We start from the raw sequence: 18,367 nt of genomic DNA on the forward strand, positions 1-18,367 counted from the left end.
CTCAGGCGTCCATGGCCTCGGCGAGGGAACGGGGGCGCAGATCGGTCCAGTTGGCCTCGACGAACTCCAGGCAGGCGTCCCGGGTGTTCTCCTCGAAGGCGACCGTCCACCCTCCGGGCACCTCCGCGAAGGAGGGCCAGAGCGAGTGCTGGCCCTCGTCGTTCACCAGGACGAGGAAACGGCCCTCGGTGTCATCGAAGGGGTTGGTGCTCATTCCGCGGTACCTCCCGACACGTTAAGTTAGGCTCGCCTAAGCGGAGTTGAGCTTAGCCTTCTCGCTTTCCGCTCCACAAGGAGACGTTCATGAGCCCGATGGAGGACGACTTCGCGGTGTTCGGACTGTCCGGTGTGCCCGGCACCGACTCGTTCTGGGCGGCGGCGCGGGCACCGGTCTCACGGCCCGACGGCGACGGCTGGGTGACCCTGTTCCTGCGGCGCGGGCACGAAGCGGCGACCGTCGGCTTCGAGAGCTGGTCGGCGCCGGTCCCGCTGCGGCGGTGGGGCGACACGGACTGCTGGTACGCGCACGTGCGCATGCCCGCACGGCTGCGGGTGACGTACCAGTTCCTCGTCGACGGCTCGGCGTACGCCGATCCGCTGAACCCGGCCGGTGCGGGTGGCGAACGGTCCATCGCGGCCACCCCGGACGCTCCGGCCCAGCCGCACTGGCCCCTCGTCGACGCCACCGGGGTGCTCCCCCTCCCCCGCACCCGGATCCGCTGGTCCGGTCGACGGCTCGGTGGGCGCCGCACCGTGCGCGTCCATCCGGTGGGCGGTGGCGGCCCGCTGGTCCTGTTGCTGGACGGGGACGACTGGCTGTACCTGCACCCGGCGATGACGGCGTTCGAGTCGGCCGTGGCAGCGGGCGACATGCCTCCGGTCACCCTCGTCTTCCTGCCGGCCGCGGACCGGGCGGCCGAGTTCGGGTGCCGGCCGGAGTTGTGGGAGGCGGTCGGGGAGGAACTGCTGCCCCTGGTGGCGGAGAGCGGCGTGCGCGCCGACCCGGACCGGATGGTGGTCGCGGGACAGAGCCTCGGCGGACTGAGCGCGTTGTACGCGGCCCTGGAGTTCCCCGGTCTGGTGTCCCGCGTCGCCTGCCAGTCGGCGTCGCTGTGGTGGACGCCCGACGCCCCGGACCGGGCCGACCCCCTGGCCGGCCCGGTCGGCGGCGCCCTCGCGGCGCGTCTGCGGGCGCGTCCCGACCTGTCCGCGCTGCGGATCGCGTTCGACGTGGGAGAGCACGAGCACCGGATGCTCCCCCACTGCGGCCTGGTGGAGTCCCTCACCGAGCGGGCCGGCGCGACCGTACGGGTCTCGCGGTCGGCGTCGGACCACGACCGGGCGGGCTGGCGCCACGCCCTGCTCCGGGACGTCGGCTGGGCGCTCGCCTAGCGTCGTCGCCCTCGGCGCCACCCGGCGTCGCCCAGGACGCCGGCCCGGAATCCGCCGGGTGGTCGAGGGCCCCCGGGTACCCGCTCCGACCTGCCCGGTTCCGGTGCATGCCCCCGCCGCGAACGGGCAGATGAACGGTCCGACACAGGAGGGTGAACATGACCACTACCGCCGAACCGACCGACGGGGCACGGGCCGGTCGATGCGACGCATGTGACGGCCGTGCCTCCACCGACGAACTCGAACCGCCCGAGACGCCGCGCGAGCGCGTCAACCGAAGATGGAACGAGATCATGCAGGAGACGCGCGTCGCGCAGACAGGCGTGCAGATCCTCTTCGGCTTCCTGCTGAGCGTCGCCTTCACACCCCACTTCCGGTCCCTCGACACCTTCGACCACGTGGTCTACGTCGTCACGGTCGTCCTCGGGGCGTCGGCCACGGCCTCGCTGATAGCGCCGGTCTCCCTCCACCGCTTCCTGTCCGGGCAGCGCATGAAGGACGAGATGGTCGAGATCGCGCACCGTCTCATGATGTGCGGCATGGTGCTGATGGCGTTGACGATCGGCTGCACGCTCCTGCTCATCCTGCACGTCGTCGTGCCCGGCGTGCTGGCCGAAGTCCTCACGGGACTGGTGATGTTGTGGTTCGTCCTCTCCTGGTACGCCCTGCCCCTCTGGTTGCGCCGGCGCTCGGCCCGGAAGTGAACCGAGAGGGAGGGAGGTGCACCATGGGACGTATGCGGACCCGGCCTGTGCTCGTCTTCGACGGGGGCTGCGGCTTCTGCACCACCGCGGTGCGTGTCATCGAGCGGAGGGTGCGGCCCCGCTGCGAGACCGTCCCCTGGCAGCGGTCCGACCTGGCGGAGTACGGCGTGAGCGAGGAGCGTGCGCGGCGGGAGGTGCTCTGGGTGACGCCGACCGGGTCCGTCCACGGCGGAGCGCAGGCCGTGTCGAAGCTGCTGCTGAGCGCCGGCGGCGGCTGGAGCGTGGTCGGAGCGGTGCTCGCCCTGGCGCCGGCCCGCTGGGCGGCCTCCGGTGTGTACCGGCTCGTGGCGGCCAACCGCCGACGGCTGCCCGGCGGAATTCCGGCCTGCGCGCTGCCCGACGCGGGCGCCCGTCGGGCGGGGGCCGGCCAGGAGGCGTAGGGACCCGTCGGGCGCGTCCGCGAACGCGAACGCGCCCGGGTGGGCGGTGTCGGCCGCCCACCCGAGACCGGGCCGTCTCAGCTCTGCGGACGGCGGCCGTGGTTCGCGCCGTTCTTGCGGCGGGCCTTCTTCTTGCGACGTCGCTTCGAGGACATCGAAACCTCCTTTGTTTCTCGTATTGCCACACGCTGTGCACCGGTATGTCGCCACCGGTGATCACAGAGCCCCTTTCCCAGGGGCGTCGGCGCAAACACCCCAAACGACTGCAATAGGGTGGTGCACGTCACGGGCCCGGGGCGTGCGTGTGCTCACCGCGCCACCGCCAGGCAGTAGTCCTCGTCGGTGGCGAGCAGGTTGCGGTGCGTGTCCTCGGCGGTGATGACGCCGTCGTCCAGCACGAGGACCCGGTCGGCGGCGTCCAGGAGGGCCGGACTGCTGGTGAGCACGAGGGTGGTGCGGCCCCGGCGCAGCTTCGCGACCTTGCGCGCGACGAGCTGCTCGGTCACCGCGTCGACGGCCGTGGTCGGGTCGCGCAGGACCAGGACGTCGGCGTCGGCGGCGAGGGCACGGGCCAGGGACAGCCGTTGGCGCTGTCCGCCGGAGAGGTTGGCGCCGCGGTCGCGGACGGCGTAGTCCAGCCCTTCCGGATGCAGGGCGACGACGTCGGTCAGCATGGACGCCTCGACGGCCTCCGGGACCGTCCGGCTGGTGTTCGACGGGTCGATGTTCGAGCGCAGGGTGCCCGCGAAGATCTCCCCGTCGTACGGGTTCACCAGCATGAGCGCGCGGGCCGCCTCGACCGACAGGTCCGCCAGGTCCCGGCCGCCGACCCGTACCGCGCCCTCGTACGCCTCGGGCGGGACGTTCAGGGCGAGGACCGCGGCGAGGTCGGCCGCCGCCCGCGGCTGGTAGGCGGCGATCGCGACGAACTCGCCGGCGGACACCCTGAACTTGACCTTCCGCAGGGCCCCGTGGCGTACGCAGTCGACCTCCAGGTCGCCACCTGCGGCCGGCTGCCCCGATCCCGGGTTCGTCACCGGGGGCGCGGCCAGGACGAGCGCCATCCGCTCGGCGGAGGCGCGCGCGATCATCACGTACTTCGGCATCTCGGAGAAGAGCCGGAGCGGCTCCATGATGAACTGCGCGAGCCCCACGGCCATGACGAGTTCCCCGATGGTGATCCGCCCCTCGAAGGCCAGCACGCCGGCCGTCAGGGTCACGGCGGCGGCGAGCACCGCGTTGAGGGCCAGCGCGGTACCCGCGTACGCTCCGTTCACCCTGGCGACGGTGACCGCCTGCCGCTTCGCCTCGGTGCTGACCTTCCGGTAGGACCGGAACGCCGCGTGGTTGCCGCCGAACCCGTGCAGGGGCCGCAGCCCGATGATGAGGTCGGCGACCTTGGCACCCGCCCGTGCCACCCGCGCCTGCTGTTCGCGGGTGCTGGAGCCGATCCGCTTGGACATCACGCTCAGGACGGACAGGATCGCGACGGTCCCCACGATCACGAGCACCCCGAGCCGGAGGTCGGCCAGGCCCAGTGCCAGCGCCGCGATCAGCACCGCGACCAGCGAACTGATCAGCAGTGGCACCACCTCGATGATGTCGGCCGTCTGGTCGGCGTCCTCGGTGGCGATGGTCAGCACCTCGCCGGACTTGAGGTCCACGTCCCTGGCCACCGGCTGGAGCCCGCACTCCGCGACGCGGACCCGCCAGCGGTGCGCCTCGGTGGTGTTGGCCTTCTGCAGGATGCGCATCCCGAACCGCCACGACAGCGAGACGGTCGTGATGATCACGGCCAGGGCGGCGATCGACAGGCCGAGCGAGCCGGGGCTCCGGTCCCGCATGGTGTGTTCGACGATGAGCCCGAGCGCGATGGGGAAGGCGGTCTCACCGGCCTGGTAGAGCCCCATCAGGACGGTGCCCGAGGCCATGGCGCCGATGTTGCGGCGCAGCGCGGTCCGCAGGATGTCGGACCCGGGGCGGGTCCGCTGCGTGTCAGAAGTTCTCATCGAGGTGACGGGCAATCGCTTCCGGGGTTCGCAGGGTGAACAGATCGCGGATCGTGATCACTGGACCGTACTCGCGGCGGAGCAGCCCGGCCAGCCGCACCGCCAGCATGGAATGGCCCCCGAGGGACACGAAGTCACTCACCGCGCTCACCTCGTCGTCGTCCAGGTCCAGGGCCTCGGCGAAGAACGCGCACACCGCGGTCTCCGTCCCGGTCGCCGGGCCGCGCTCCCCCGCCGTGGTCAGCGCTCCCAGCGGCTTGGCCTCGGGCAGCGCCTTGAGGTCGGCCTTGCCGTTCACCGTCAACGGGACGGCGTCGACCCGGGCGTAGTGCGTCGGGCGCAGGAAGTCCGGCAGCGCTGCGCCCACTTCGGCGGCCACCTCGGCCAGGTCGGCGCCGTCCAGCACCAGGTAGGCGGCCAGTCGGTGGGCTCCGTCGACCTGCGGGTCGGGCTGGGCGACCGCGGCGGCGAACCGCACCGCGGGGTGCGCCGAGAACACGGCCTCCACTTCTCCGAGTTCGACCCGGTGCCCGCGGATCTTGACCTGCTGGTCGGTGCGGCCGAGGTACGTCAGGTTGCCGTCACGGCGGCGGACCACCAGGTCTCCGGTGCGGTACATGCGGTCGCCGGGCGCGCCGAACGGGCAGGCGACGAAGCGGTGCGCGGTCTGGGCCGGCTGTCCGAGATAACCCCGCGCGATGCCGATGCCCGACACGTACAGCTCACCGGGGACGCCGTCCGGCAGCGGCCGCAGCCAGGGATCCAGTACGTACACGTCCGTGTTGTCGATCGCCACCCCCACCACCGGGTCCTGGCACTCGAAGGTGCCGACGCCGAGGGTGTTGATGGTGTACTCGGTGGGTCCGTACAGGTTGTAGCCGACCGTTCCCTCGGTCTCGGCAAGGCGCCGCCACAGCGTCGGGGTGACGGCCTCGCCGCCCAGCAGCACGAGCGCGGGCCGCCTGCCCGGGTCGTCGAGCAGGCCCTCGCCCAGGAGTTGCTGCGCGTAGGTCGGGGTCACGTTGACGACGTCGATGCCGTGCGCGAGGCAGTACGCGACCAGCGCGGGCGCGTCCCGGCGGAGTTCCTCGTCGCAGATGTGCACCTCGTGGCCGTCGGCGAGCCACAGCAGCTCCTCCCACGACATGTCGAAGGCGAACGACACGGTGTGCGCGACCCGGAAGACCCGGTGGCCGTGCTCGGCCAGTACCGGTTCGAAGATGCGGCGCCGGTGGTTGATCAGCATGTTGGTGAGTCCGGCGTACTCGGTCACGACGCCCTTGGGCTTCCCGGTCGATCCGGAGGTGTAGATCGTGTACGCGGGGTGCCGGAGCCGGTGCGGGTCGCCGGGCGCGAACGTCACGAGCGGCTCGGCCGGTGGCAGCGGACGGTCCAGTTCGATCAGGTCGCCGGCCAGCCGGGGCGCCACCGCGCTCACCGTGAGGGTCACGGCGGGGCGGGCGTCCGCGACGATGGCGGCGATCCGCTCGTCCGGGTGGTCCAGCTCCAGCGGCACGTACGCGGCACCGGTGCGCAGCACGGCGAACAGCGCCACGATCGAGTCGAGGGAGCGTGGGATCGCGAGGCCCACGGTCGTCTCCGGGCCGATGCCGCGCCGGGCGAGCACGCCCGCCACCGTGCGGCTGCGGTCCCGCAGCTCGGCGAAGGTCATGGTCGCGCCGTGCGCGACGAGTGCCACCCGCTCCGGGTCGCGGTCCGCCGCCCGGTCGAACCGGTCGACGACGGTGTCCGTCCCGACGTCGGTGCGCTCGGCGGGTTCGGGCACCGGTCCGAGGCCGCGCAGTGCGCCGAGCGGTCCGGTCGCGCCGGCCAGGTCGTCGAGTACGCGCAGGTAGTCGTCGAGGAGGCGGCGGGCCTGCGGGGTGTCGTCGTCGCGGTACTCCAGCTTCACGGTGAGCCGTTCTCCGGGCGTGACGACCCAGGTGAACGGATAGTGGGTCGAGTCGTCGGCCCGCACGGAGGTGATGCCGTGCCGGGCGTTCATCTCGGCGAAGGCGTTCAGGTCCAGGAAGTTCTGCAGGACGAACAGGTTGTCGAACAAGGTGTCGTGCCCGGCGGCCCGCTGGATCTCGCCGAGGCCCAGGTGCTCGTGCTCCATCGCCTCGACACGGGCCGCCTGTACGGCCGTCAGGTACTCCCGGACGGTGTCCCGGGGCCGTGCCCGCGTCCACAGGGGCACGGTGTTGAGCAGCACGCCGACGACGTCGGCGAGTCCCGCGCCCTCCCGGCCGGAGACGGTCACACCGAACACGGCGTCGTCGCGGCCGGTGCGGGCGCCCAGGAGGAGGCCGAACGCGCCGGTCAGCACCGAGTTCAGGGTGACCCCGTGCGTCCTGGCCGCCTCCCGCAGCCGTGCGGAGGCTTCGGCGGAGAGGGTGTGCACCAGCGCCCGCGGCAGGTCGTCGGAGAGGGCCGGCGCCGGTCCGGCGAGCAGCGTCGGACCGGACAGGCCGGTCAGGTGTTCCGCCCAGAAGCGTTCCGATGCCGCGGTGTCCTTGGCGTCGAGCGCCCGCGCGTGGTCCTCGAAGCCCGGCGCGGCCGGGAGGGGGGCCGGTGGCTCCCCGGCGAGGACGGCCTCGTAGGCGTCGAACAGGTCCCGCAGGACGATCTCCCGCGACCAGCCGTCCCACAGCAGCAGGTGGTAGCTGAGCAGCAGCGCGTCGCGGTCGCCGGGCAGGCGCACCACGGTCAGCCGGATCAGTGGCGGCTCGCCCGGGTCGAACCCGGTTGCCCGGTCCCGTTCCCGCAGGGCTTCGGCCTCCTCGTTCGTCGCCACCGCGACCGTGCGGACGTCGACCCGCCGGCCCGCCGCGAGGACCTGCACGGGGTTTCCGTCCTCGCCCGTGGTGAAACCCGCGCCCACGGCCGGGTGCCGTGCGATCACGCGGGCCATCGCCTCGGACAGCGCGCCGGGGTCCAGGCGCCGGTCGAAGGTGAACCAGCTCTGCGCGACGTAGTGTCCGGCCGGCCCCGCCAGCTGCGCCTGGAAGAACAGGCCCCGCTGGAGCGCGGTGACCGGCGCCGTGCGCTCGGCCGTCGCGGAGGCGTCCGCGACGCGTTCGAGCGCGTGGCGCCAGTGCGCGGTGATCTCGTCGGGTACGCCGTCGGCGAGGGTGAACACCGCGTGCAGGCTGCCGGTGGCGTCGTCGGTCCAGGCGTTGACCTCGACGGCGTACGGGCTGCCCTGGTCGCCACCGGTGAGGCGCGGCGTCTGGGACTCGCCGCCTCGCCCGAGGTAGTTGAACAGTACCTGCGGGCGGGTGTCCAGAAGCGGGGCGGTCTGCGGGTTGAGGTACCTGAGCAGGCCGTAGGCGACGTGCGCGGATTCGTCCGGTTGGCGCTCGGCCAGCTCGCGCGCCGCCGCGACGGGGTCGGTGTGCGCGGTGAGCCGCACCGGTGCGATGGAGGTGAACCAGCCGACCGTGCGGGTGTAGTCGTGGTGGTCGAGGGCCGGCACCCGACCGTGCCGTTCCAGGTCGACCGCGAGGTCGGTGGGCGTCGTCTGGAGGTGTGTCAGCGCGGTGCGCAGGGCGCCGCACAGCAGCTCGGTGAGGCCGACGCCGAGCGCGGCGGGCGCGGTGCGCGTCACCCGGTCGCTCGTTTCGGAGGCGAGCACGACCCTGATATCGCGTCGCGCTCCACCGAGGGCGGGGAGCAGCGCGGGGGCCCGGAGTGTGGTGAGCCAGTGGTCCAGATCGTCGGTGGCGTGGGTGGCCCGGTGGGTGAGGGCCCGCGCGTACTCGGTGTAGGACGTCGTCGGCGGTGGCAGGGGCGCCCCGCGCAGGGCGGTGGCCAGGTCGTCCAGGAGGATGAGCCAGGACACGGCGTCGACGGCGAGGTGGTGTGCGGTGACGACCAGGGTCCGGGTGGCGTCCAGCCACGAGAACGCGACGACGTGCCCCGCCTCGGCGTCGAGCCGGCCGGCGTCGTCGTCGGCCACCGCGGTCGCGTCGGTGGCGTCGCTGCGGGCGACGGTGACCTCGCGGGAGGGCTCCGTGCACAGCGACCACACCCCGTGGTCGACGCGCAGCCGCAGGCGCAGGGCCGGGTGCGCGGCCACGACGGCGCGCGCGGCACGCTCGGCGTCGCTGAAACCGGTGCCCTCGGGGGCCCGCACCGTCCTGGCCTGTGCGAAGCGGGTGAGTGAGCCGCCCAGGTCCCGCTGGCGCAGGATGATCGGGGTGGGGGGCAGCGGGCCGTCCTCGGGGCCGGCGGGCGGGACGGGGGCGGCGGGCGGGGCGGCGGCGGACACGTGTGCGGCGAGGGCGCGCGGTGTCCTGAGCAGGAACACGTCCCGCGGCGTGATCGGCAGGCCGAGCGCCCTGGCCCGGTTGATGACCGTGATGGCGACGATGCTGTCGCCGCCGGCGCGGAAGAAGTCGGTGTCGGCGTCCACGGCGGTGCCGGGCAGCGAGTCGGCGTAGATGTCCACCAGGCCGGCGAGTGCCGCCCCGGCGGGGCGTGTCACCGCTCCCGGCCCGGGTGTCGATGTGTCCCCGACCGCCCGGGCGGCACGCTCGGCGAGGGCCTTGCGGTCCAGTTTTCCGTTGACCGTGAGCGGCAGCGCGTCGAGGGGCAGCGTCCGGCTCGGGACCATGTGCGCGGGGAGCTTCTCGGACAGCAGGGCGGCGAGGTCGGCGGGCACCCCGCCCACGAGGTGCGCGATCAGGTGGTCGCCGCTGTCCGCGACGGTCACGGCCACGTCGACCACGCCGTCGAGTTCCCTGATCGCGGCCTCGACCTCGCCGAGTTCGACGCGGAAGCCCTTGAGCTGGACCTGGTCGTCGGCCCGGCCCGTGAAGAGCAGCTCGCCGTCGAGGGTGCGACGCGCGAGGTCGCCCGTGTGGTACATGCGGGTGCCGTCGCCCGTGAAGGGGTTCGCCACGAACCGGCCCGCCGTGAGCGCCGGCCGGCCGAGGTAGCCGAGTGACACCTGGTCACCGGCGACGTAGAGGGCGCCCTCCCGCCCGGGCGGCACCGGCCGGAGCCGGTCGTCGAGCAGGTAGGTGACCAGTCCCGGCAGCGGACCGCCGATCGGGCTGGCGTCGGCGCCGGGGGCGAAGTCCTCGTCCGTGAGCACCCGGTGGGTGACGTGGACGGTGGTCTCGGTGATGCCGTACATGTTGACCAGTTCGGGAGCTCGGACGCCGTGCCGCCGGACCCAGTCCCGCAGCCGTGCGGTCTCCAGCGCCTCGCCGCCGAAGACGACCAGGCGCAGTGCGGGCAGCGGCTCGCCGGAGTGCCGGTCGGCCTCGGCGAACCGGTGGAACGCGGACGGCGTCTGGTTGAGCACGGTCACGCCGCGTTCCCGGACCAGACGGTGGAAGTCGACCGGGGAGCGCGTGAGCCCGTACTCCGGGACCAGCAGCTCACCGCCGTGCGCCAGGGCACCCCACAGCTCCCAGACCGCGAAGTCGAAGGAGAAGGAGTGGAACTGGACCCACACGTCGCGCGGTCCGAACCCCATGTCCGCGCGGGTGTTGGCGAGCAGTGCCACCACGCTGGAGTGGGGGACGACGACGCCCTTGGGCCTGCCGGTCGATCCGGAGGTGTAGATCACGTAGGCCGGGTCGTGGCTGCCGGGCCCCGACTGCGGTTCCGCGTCGGCCGGTGGAGACTCCTCGCCCTGCACCAGGAGGCGGGCCGTCGGCAGGCCGGCCCGGGACAGCAGCCTGGTGAAGCGGTCGCGGTGTTCCGGGGCCACGAGCACGACCTGCGGAGCGGCGTCGGCGAGGATGTACCGCAGCCGTTCGTCGGGGTACGCGAGGTCCAGCGGTACGTAGGCGCCGCCCGCGCTGACGACGGCGACCAGGGCGACGACCTGCTCGACGGAGCGCGGGACGGCCACGGCGACCCGGGTGCCCGGCCCGACCCCCGCCGCGCGCAGGACCGAGGCGAGTGCGCTCTTCTCCCGTGCCAGGTCGCCGTAGGTGAGGGACCGTGTGCCGCCGTCGAGGGCGCAGTGGGTGACGGCGGTGGCGGCGGGGTCGCGCCGGGCGGCGGTGTCGAAGAGGGCGCCCAGGGTCGTGGGGGCGATCCGCTCGGGCTTGCGGGGCTGCCGGGGCGCCAGTTCACCGACCGGGGCGTCGGGCCGGGTGAGCAGGCCGGTGAGGGCGCGGGTGAAGGTGCGCAGGATCGTCTCGGCGCCCTTGCGCGGCAGCAGCGCGCCGTCGTGGATCAGGTTGAAGCGGGGGCGGCCGTCGGGGGTGCGTTCCGCCACCAGGGTCAACGGGTAGTGCGGGGCGCCCTCGTTCGTGATGCCGGTGACGACCAGTGTGTCACCCGGCCGTCGCAGGTCGCCCACGTCGGCCGCGACGTCGAAGACCACCAGCGTGTCGAAGAGGGGGCCGGCGCCGGCCCGGCGGGTGAGGTCGGCCAGCGAGACGTGCTGGTGCGGCAGGACCGCGCTCTGGTGCTCCCTGACCGAGGCGAGCAGCTCGCGTGCCGTGGTGTCGCCGGTCCACCGGGCGCGCAGGGGGATCGTGTTGATGAACAGGCCCACCATGTCCTCGATGCCGGGCACGTCCGCGTCGCGTCCGGAGACCGTGGACCCGAACACGACGTCCGTGCCGTGCAGGATGGTGCCCAGGGTCAGCGCCCACGCGCTGTGCACGGCCACGCTCAGCGGCACGCCGGCCGACCGGACGGCCGCGTCGAGGTCGTCCGCCGGCTCCACGGCGACGTCGGCGAACCGGTCGGACGGCGTGTGCCCCTCGGCGACCAGCGAGGGGCCCGGGAGGCCGGCCAGCTGGGTGCGCCACACGCGCTCGCTCGCCGCGTCGTCGCGTCCGGCGAGCAGGCGGACGTAGGCGGGAAAGCCGCCGAGCGGGTACACGGACCCCGGCGCGTGGTACTCGGCGAGCAGCGTGCGGAGCATCGGCGGCACCGACCAGCCGTCGGCGATGATGTGGTGCACGGTCTGCACCAGGACGTTCCTGCCGGGCCCCCCGCGGACGAGGATGTAGCGCATCAGCGGGCCGGTGGCCAGGTCGAAGCCGGCGCGGCGGTCCCGTTCGGCGTGCGCGCGGATCTCGTCGTCGGTGATGCCGGGGCGGTCCAGGAGGGTGAAGGGCGCTGCGACACCGCCGTCCAGTACGGAGACCACCCGGCCGTCAGCGAGGGGTACGAAGCGTGCGGCCAGGTTCGGGTGGAGGGCGAGCAGCCGGTCGGCCGCGGCGGCGAGCCGGTCGGCGTCGATCTCGCCGTCCAGGGTCAGCAGCTGCTGCTCGACGTAGCTGCCGGCCGAGTCGTCGTCGTAGACGGAGTGGAAGTAGAGGCCCTCCTGCAAGGGGGTCAGCGGGAGGATGTCCCGCAGCGCCGGCCCGTCCAGGGCGTCGACGTCGGCCTGGGTGAGGGACAGCGGGCGGAAGTCACTGGGTGAGTGACCGCCGTGGTCGAGCGCGGCCAGCCCGGTGAGGGCCTCCGCGTAGTACGCGGCGAGCACCGCGATGTCCTCGTCGGTGAACATGCCGTCGGGCCAGGAGACGGTGGTCACCAGCTCGTAGGCGCCGTCGGCGGTGGGTTCGGCGATCGCGTTGAACTCCAGGGCACGCGGCAGGCGCATCCGCGGGTCGCGCCTCTCGCCCAACTGGTCCGTGGTCCCGGCGAGTTCCCAGTCCCCGGAGCCGCCCGCGTCGAAGCGGCCCAGGTAGTTGAAGAGGATCTGGGGCGCGGGCGCCTGGAACTCGGCGTGGGCGAGGTACCGCAGGGCGCCGTAGGAGACGCCGTTGTACGGCACCCGGGCGAGGTCCTCCTTGACCGCCTTGAGCGCGGTGGCCAGGTAAGCGGGTGCCGTGGGGTCGGGGGCCGCGCCGGGGTCCACGGTGACCGGGAAGAGGGTGGTGAACCAGCCGACCGTCCGGGACAGCTCCGGCTCGAACCCTGCGGAGGGTGCCACGAACCGTCCTTCGCGGCCGTGTCCTTCGAGTTCGACGTGCGCGAACGTCTGGTCCTGGCCGAGGTCCCGGCGCCGACGGGCCAGGGCGACGGCCAGCGCGGTCAGCAGCACGTCGTTGACGCCGGCGTGGAACTTCGCGGGTGTCTCGCCCAGCAGGGCGGCCGTGACCTCGGGGCCGACCGCCACGGTCCGGGTCCTCTCCCGTGCCACGGTGTCCGCATCGCCGAGGGGCCGCCTGCCCAAGGGCAGGTCCGCGCCCGGCAGGGGGCGCCGGTAGCAGGCGCTGTCCGCGTCGAAGGCCGCACGCTCCAGCAGCCGGGTCCAGCGCCGGAACGACGTGCCCACGGCGGGCAGTTCGATCGGCGCGCCCGAGGAGAGCTGCCGCCAGGCGGTGGCCAGGTCCTCCATCAGGACCCGCCAGGAGACGCCGTCGATCACCACGTGGTGGACGACCACGACCAGCTGCCGTGCCTCCCGCCGCCAGACGGCCCGGAGCATCACGCCGCGCTCCGGGTCCAGTCCGCCGGTGGCGAGCGCGACGCACGCGTCGAGGGGCAGGTCGCTCTCCTGCCACCGTACGACCGGCCGGGCCGCCTCCGGGACCACGAAGCTCCAGCGCTCACCGCGCACCAGCTCGGCGCGGAGCATGGCGTGGTGGCCGACCAGCGCGGCGAGGATCTCTTCGAGAGCGGCGGGGGTCAGCGTGGTGGGGGTGTTCAGCACCAGCGACTGCACGAAGCCGTCGATCGCGTCGGTGGTCTCGCCGAGCCACTGCACGATGGGCGATCCGACGACGGAGCCGGTGGCGACGTCGTGGTGGTCCACGACGGCCGTGTCCTCGCGGGTCGCCACCGCCGCCAGCGCGCCCACCGTGCTGTGGGTGAAGATCTGCCCTGCCGTGACGTGCAGCCCCGCGTCGCGCAGGGCGCTCAGCAGCGAGATCGCGAGGATGCTGTCTCCGCCGAGCTGGAAGAAGTCCTGGTCGACACCGACCTGCTCCAGCCGGAGCAGGGTCGCGACCGCCGTGCACACCGCGCGCTCCTCGTCGGTGGCGGGCGGGACGATCGAGGCCGTCGCGAGCGCGGGCTCGGGCAGCGCGTGGCGGTCCAGCTTGCCGTTCGCGGTGAGCGGGAACTCCGTCAGCACGACGATGTGGGCGGGCACCATGTACTCCACCAGGTGCGCGCCGGCCCACGCCTTGACGTCGGCCGCCCGCAGGTCCTCGTGCCCGGCGGCCGGGATGACGTACCCCACCAGGTAGGTGCCGCCGGCGCTGTTCTTCTTCGCGACGACGCAGGTGTGCCGCACTCCGGGGTGCTCGGCGAGGCCCACCTCGACGTCCTCGATCTCCAGCCGCATGCCGCGGATCTTGACCTGGTTGTCGGCCCGGCCGAGGAAGTCCAGCGAACCGTCGGGGGCGAAGCGGGCGAGGTCGCCCGTCCGGTACAGCCGGGACCCGTCGTCCGCGAAGGGGTTCGCCACGAACCGGGACGCCGTCAGGCCGGGTGCGTTCACGTACCCGCGTCCCAGGAGGAAGCCGCCGACGTAGAGTTCGCCGCCGACGCCGACCGGGACCGGGCGCAGTTCGTCGTCCAGGACGTACAACTGGGTGTTGGGGTTGGCCTTGCCGATGGACGTGGACAGGCGTTCGGCGGCGCCCCGGTAGATCACGTGCGAGACGCCGATGGTCGTCTCCGCGGGGCCGTAGCCGTGGTACATGGGGATGTCGAGCCGGGTCCGGAAGCGTTCGTACAGCTCGGGTGTCAGCACCTCGCCGCCGCACCAGACGTGCCGCAGGCTGTCGAGGCGCCCGGAGCCGCCGGCGATCTCCAGCAGCACGTCCAGCATGGACGACACCAGGTACGTGAAGGTGACGCGCTGCTCGGCGATCACGCTCAGCAGGTGGTGCGGGTCGCGTTCGCCCCCGGGGCGCAGGACCACCAGCCGGGCGCCGGACACCAGCGGCAGGAAGATCTCGTTGACGGATATGTCGAAGGACAGCGGCGCCTTGAACAGCGAGGCGTCGTCGTGGCCGAACCCCAGGATCTCGTGGACCTGCCACAGCAGCCGCTCGCTGATCGCCTCGTGCCGGATCATCGCGCCCTTGGGGCGCCCGGTCGAGCCCGAGGTGAAGATCACGTAGGCCAGGGCGTCGCCGGGGACGGCGACTTCGACCCCGTCGGCCGGCCGGGAACCGAACCGCCAGGCACCGAGGTCGACGGCCACGGCCTCCGGCTCCCCCGCCGCGTGCTCGCCGGAGCCGTTGAGCTGGAGCACGACCCGGGCGTCCTCGATGACGACGGCGCGGCGGGCGGCGGGCCAGTGCGGGTCGAGGGGCACGAAGGCGCAGCCGGCCCGGAGCACACCGAGGAGCCCGATCACCATGTCGGCGGAGCGTTCCAGCGAGATGCCGACGACCTGTTCGGCGGTGAGCCCGCGTTCGACCAGGTGGTGGGCCAACTGGCCGGACCTCTCGGCGACCTCGCGGTAGGTCAGCGTCCGGTGCTCGTCGACCACGGCGACGGCATCGGGCCTGGCCCGTGCCTGCTCCAGGAACATCTCCACGAGGGTCGGGCGGACCCGGTCGGCCCGGGTGTCGTTCCACTCGGCCAGTCGCCGGCGCCGCTCCGCCGGGGTGGACGGGCCGATGGTCCCGAGGGGCCGGTCCGGGAAGTCGGCGAGGTCGTCCAGCGCGAGACGCGCGTCGTCCGGTGCGACGCCGGGCGGCAGCGGCACGCTCCGGTCGTCCTCCCCGGCGGGCGGGCCGTCCTGTCCGGCGCCGTTGTCGGCCCAGCCGAGCACGTCGGCGAACAGGGTGGAGGGGGTGAGGTCGAGGCCTTCGGGGCTGCGGCCCGTCGCCCAGTACGAGAGCCCGATGGCGCACGCCCGCGCGATGGTCCGGTCGGGGAAGTCGCCGGTGCGCCGGCGTATGTCGTGCAGGTGCGTGGGAGAAAGCCGTACGAGACGAGCGCTCGGTTCCATCATCGAAGACTCAACGCCCCTTCAAAGGAATGACGGCAGACCAGCAGACCAACGGGATTCAGGCTTCGCTTGCTAACTTCCTTCTCGCCAGGCTCGCCACAGCCGTGCGTAGCGGCCGCCCAGTGCGACCAGCTCCTGGTGCGTTCCCTGTTCCACGACGCGCCCCGCGTCGAGCACGGCGATCCGGTCCGCCGCCATCGCCTGGGTCAGCCGGTGCGCCACGAACAGCGTGGTCCGGCCGGCACAGGCCGCCAGCACGGCCCGTTCCAGCTCGGCGGCGCCCTCGCTGCCCGCCTCCGCGGTCGACTCGTCCAGCACCACCACCGGCGACCGGCTCAGCACCAGCCGGGCCAGGGCGATCTGGGCGACCTTGGTGACGTCGAGGCGCTCGCCGCCCTCACCGACCGGGGTGTCCACTCCCCGGGGCAGCGCGCCGACCCACCCGTCCGCACCGACCGTGCGCAAGGCGTCCATGAGTTCGGCGTCGGTCGCCTCGGGAGCGGCCAGCCGCAGGTCGTCGGAGAGCGGACCGGAGAACACGTGCGTCTCCTGGGTCAGGATGCTCACCAGGGCCCGCGCCCCGGCCTCGTCCAGGTCCGCGAGGTCGGTCGGCCCGATGCGTACCGATCCGGACCGGGGGGTCCCGACGCCCGCGATCAGCGCGGCCAGGGTCGACTTGCCGGCGCCCGTCGCCCCCACGAGGGCGAGCGAGCCCCCCGCCGGGATCGTCAGGTCGACGTCCCTGAGTACCGGCTCCTCGCTGCCGGGGTAGCAGAAGGTCAGTCCCGTGACCGTCACGGGGCGGGGGGCGACGCCGGCCCGCGCGACGGACGCGTCGCCCACCAGCCGGCCCTCGCCGTCCTCCCCGAGCACGCCCACCAGCCGGGTCAGGCTCGCGCCCGACTTCTGCGCCTCGTCGAAGGTGAACATGATGGCGCCCAGCGGGGTGAAGAGCCGGTGGAAGAGCAGGGGGGCGGCCGACACCTCACCCAGGGTCGCGGCGTCGGCCTCCAGGAGGGCGTACCCCACCACGAGGATGAGGGTCAGGCCGATGAACTCGGCGCGGTTCTCCCGGCCGACGAAGCGGCCGAAGAACCGGAACACCTCGATGCCGAGGTTGCGCACCCGCCACGACTCCGCGGTGACCTTCTCGCGGAAGACGCCTTCGAGCCGGTACGCCCGCACCGTCTCGATGCCGTTCAGTCCGCTGATCAGGGCCTGTGCCCGGTCGGCCTGGGCCACCCGCTGCCTGCGGTAGAGCGGGGCGGACCGGGGCAGGTACCAGCGCAGGGCCAGGGCGTAGGCGGGCAGCGCGCCGGCGCCCGCGAGGCCCAGGCGCCAGTCCAGCCCGAACATGCCGGCCGTGGCGATGACCACCAGGACCCCCGCCGAGAAGACGGTGGGGACCGCCGTCCTGATGCCCTTGGAGATCACGGCGACGTCGTCACCGACCCTGGACAGCACGTCCCCGCGGCCGACCTGCTCGACCCGGGTACTGGGCATGCCGAGCACCGCCCGGACGGCGCCCTCCCGCAGCCGGGCGAGCAGGTCGGCGCCCAGCCGGCCGATCAGGTAGGTCGACACCGCGGTGGCCGCCGCGCCGAGCAGCGCCGCGGCCACCATCAGGGCCCCGATCGTGACCAGGACCGACTGCGACCCGCCCTCGACCACCGCGTCGACCACCCGGCCGAGCAGCAGCACCGGGAGTACCTGGAGCGCCGCTCCGGCCACCGTCGTCAGGACGGTGGTGAGGGTCAGCCAGGGCACCTCCCGGCAGTGGGCCGCGACCCATCGGCCGGCCTCGCGTCCGGTCGCCGTACGCAGGGCCGCCGGAGCGACGCGCGTGTCCGTGCCGGTCACACCTACCCGGCCGACTTGACGAGTTCGTCGATGGCGTACGGCATCGACAGCAGCGTCCCCTGGGAGATGGCCGCGCCGACGGCCGGGCCCTCGCTGTCGAGCAGGTACGACACCTTGCCGTTCTTGACGGCGTCCAGGTTGGCGAAGAGCTTGAACTTCTTCAACGCGTCCTGGTCGGCCTTGTCGTTGATGACGAAGACGCGGTCGACGTCGACCAGGTCGACGCGCTCCGGGGAGAGCTTCGTGTAGAAGTTGCCGTCCGCGACCTTGTCGATCTCCGTCTGGTACCCGTAGCCGATGCCCGAGACGAGCCGTCCGCGTACGTCGGTGGAGGTGAAGGGGGCCACCGAGTCCTCGTACCAGGAGAGCACCACGGCGGTCTGTCCGGCGAAGTCGGGGTGGTCCTTCTTGGCCGTGTCGAGCTTGCCCTGGATGTCGGCCACCTTCTTCTCGCCCTCCTCGGCCTTGCCTAGCGCCTTGGCGATGTGCAGCGCGTTGTCCTGCCACGGAGCGCTGAAGGGCTCCTTCTCGGCCTTGGTGCGGCCCACCGTGGGGGCGATCTTCGAGAGCTTGTCGTAGGCGGCCTGGTCGATCTCGGAGTAGACCGCGATGATCAGGTCGGGGCGCAGGGCGGCGATCTTCTCGAAGTTGGGTCCGGAGTCGCCGTTCTTCATGACGACCTCGGGCTGGGTGTCGCCCCACTGTTCCTTCACCCAGGGCCACTGGGTGTTGATGTCGGGGCTCTGGCCCGCCGGGTTCGGGTACTGGTCGACCATGCCGACCGGCTTGATGCCGAAGGCCAGGACCGTCTGGTCGTCCGTGTAGCCCACGGTGACGACCCGCTCGGGAGCCTCGGTGACCTTCGTCGTGCCGAACGCGTGCTCCACGGAGACCGGGAAGGCGCCGGCGGCGGCCGAGGTGTCGTCGCCCGCGTTGTCGGCCGGGTCGTCCGAGTCGGAACCGCAGCCCGCGAGGAGCCCGACACCGAGGGCGGTGGCGGACAGTGCGGCCGCCCATCGCCGCCGGGGCTTCGTACGCGTCGTTCTAAGGAGGAGCATCCGC

The 18,367-nt window shown here is 73.0% G+C and carries 9 protein-coding genes; 3 read left to right on the forward strand and 6 right to left on the reverse strand.

Annotated elements, in window-relative coordinates:
- Nucleotide 1: 1 nt before the first annotated feature.
- The gene (locus ACZ6EG_RS22325) at nt 2-214 is read right to left on the reverse strand and encodes an MbtH family protein (RefSeq protein WP_356610260.1); all 213 of its coding nucleotides are present in this window, start codon (nt 212-214) and stop codon (nt 2-4) included.
- A gap of 89 nt (nt 215-303) precedes the next feature.
- On the opposite strand from ACZ6EG_RS22325, the gene ACZ6EG_RS22330 reads away from it, so the two are divergent.
- From ACZ6EG_RS22330 to ACZ6EG_RS22340, 3 genes are all read left to right on the forward strand, one after another.
- Nucleotides 304-1,392 (forward strand): alpha/beta hydrolase-fold protein, encoded by a 1,089-nt coding sequence (locus tag ACZ6EG_RS22330; protein ID WP_469606888.1) that lies wholly within the window; start codon nt 304-306, stop codon nt 1,390-1,392.
- 158 nt (nt 1,393-1,550) lie between these two features.
- Entirely contained in the window at nt 1,551-2,096 is a 546-nt protein-coding gene (locus ACZ6EG_RS22335; RefSeq protein WP_391970474.1) for a DUF6328 family protein, read from the forward strand.
- 32 nt (nt 2,097-2,128) lie between these two features.
- Nucleotides 2,129-2,536, forward strand: coding sequence for a thiol-disulfide oxidoreductase DCC family protein (locus tag ACZ6EG_RS22340; protein WP_469606894.1), 408 nt, complete (start codon nt 2,129-2,131; stop codon nt 2,534-2,536).
- A 77-nt stretch (nt 2,537-2,613) separates the two neighbouring features.
- Here the strand turns inward: ACZ6EG_RS22340 and ACZ6EG_RS22345 are convergent, their stop codons facing one another.
- The 5 genes from ACZ6EG_RS22345 to ACZ6EG_RS22365 all read right to left on the reverse strand — a co-directional run bounded on the left by ACZ6EG_RS22345 (nt 2,614) and on the right by ACZ6EG_RS22365 (nt 18,363).
- The gene (locus ACZ6EG_RS22345) at nt 2,614-2,691 is read right to left on the reverse strand and encodes a 50S ribosomal protein bL37 (RefSeq protein ID WP_372486533.1); all 78 of its coding nucleotides are present in this window, start codon (nt 2,689-2,691) and stop codon (nt 2,614-2,616) included.
- A gap of 153 nt (nt 2,692-2,844) precedes the next feature.
- On the reverse strand, nt 2,845-4,545 hold the full coding sequence (locus ACZ6EG_RS22350) for an ABC transporter transmembrane domain-containing protein (protein ID WP_469606897.1): 1,701 nt from the start codon (nt 4,543-4,545) through the stop codon (nt 2,845-2,847).
- Complete coding sequence (locus tag ACZ6EG_RS22355) at nt 4,532-15,448, reverse strand: non-ribosomal peptide synthetase (protein WP_469606900.1); 10,917 nt, start codon at nt 15,446-15,448, stop codon at nt 4,532-4,534. Before ACZ6EG_RS22355 ends, ACZ6EG_RS22350 begins: the two co-directional genes overlap by 14 nt.
- A 69-nt stretch (nt 15,449-15,517) precedes the next feature.
- A complete protein-coding gene (locus ACZ6EG_RS22360; RefSeq protein WP_391970478.1) occupies nt 15,518-17,305 on the reverse strand; it encodes an ABC transporter ATP-binding protein in 1,788 nt (595 codons plus the stop codon).
- A 2-nt stretch (nt 17,306-17,307) separates the two neighbouring features.
- Complete coding sequence (locus tag ACZ6EG_RS22365) at nt 17,308-18,363, reverse strand: iron-siderophore ABC transporter substrate-binding protein (protein ID WP_391970479.1); 1,056 nt, start codon at nt 18,361-18,363, stop codon at nt 17,308-17,310.
- Nucleotides 18,364-18,367: the final 4 nt, after the last annotated feature.

This window comes from Streptomyces sp. NPDC041968 (genome assembly GCF_055589025.1).

Coding starts and splice junctions, on each gene's coding strand:
- ACZ6EG_RS22345 (WP_372486533.1), bottom strand. CDS start 2,691: ATGTCCTCGAAGCGACGTCGCAAGAAGAAGGCCCGCCGCAAGAACGGC.
- ACZ6EG_RS22330 (WP_469606888.1), top strand. CDS start 304: ATGAGCCCGATGGAGGACGACTTCGCGGTGTTCGGACTGTCCGGTGTG.
- ACZ6EG_RS22340 (WP_469606894.1), top strand. CDS start 2,129: ATGCGGACCCGGCCTGTGCTCGTCTTCGACGGGGGCTGCGGCTTCTGC.
- ACZ6EG_RS22325 (WP_356610260.1), bottom strand. CDS start 214: ATGAGCACCAACCCCTTCGATGACACCGAGGGCCGTTTCCTCGTCCTG.
- ACZ6EG_RS22335 (WP_391970474.1), top strand. CDS start 1,551: ATGACCACTACCGCCGAACCGACCGACGGGGCACGGGCCGGTCGATGC.
- ACZ6EG_RS22350 (WP_469606897.1), bottom strand. CDS start 4,545: ATGAGAACTTCTGACACGCAGCGGACCCGCCCCGGGTCCGACATCCTG.
- ACZ6EG_RS22355 (WP_469606900.1), bottom strand. CDS start 15,448: ATGATGGAACCGAGCGCTCGTCTCGTACGGCTTTCTCCCACGCACCTG.
- ACZ6EG_RS22365 (WP_391970479.1), bottom strand. CDS start 18,363: ATGCTCCTCCTTAGAACGACGCGTACGAAGCCCCGGCGGCGATGGGCG.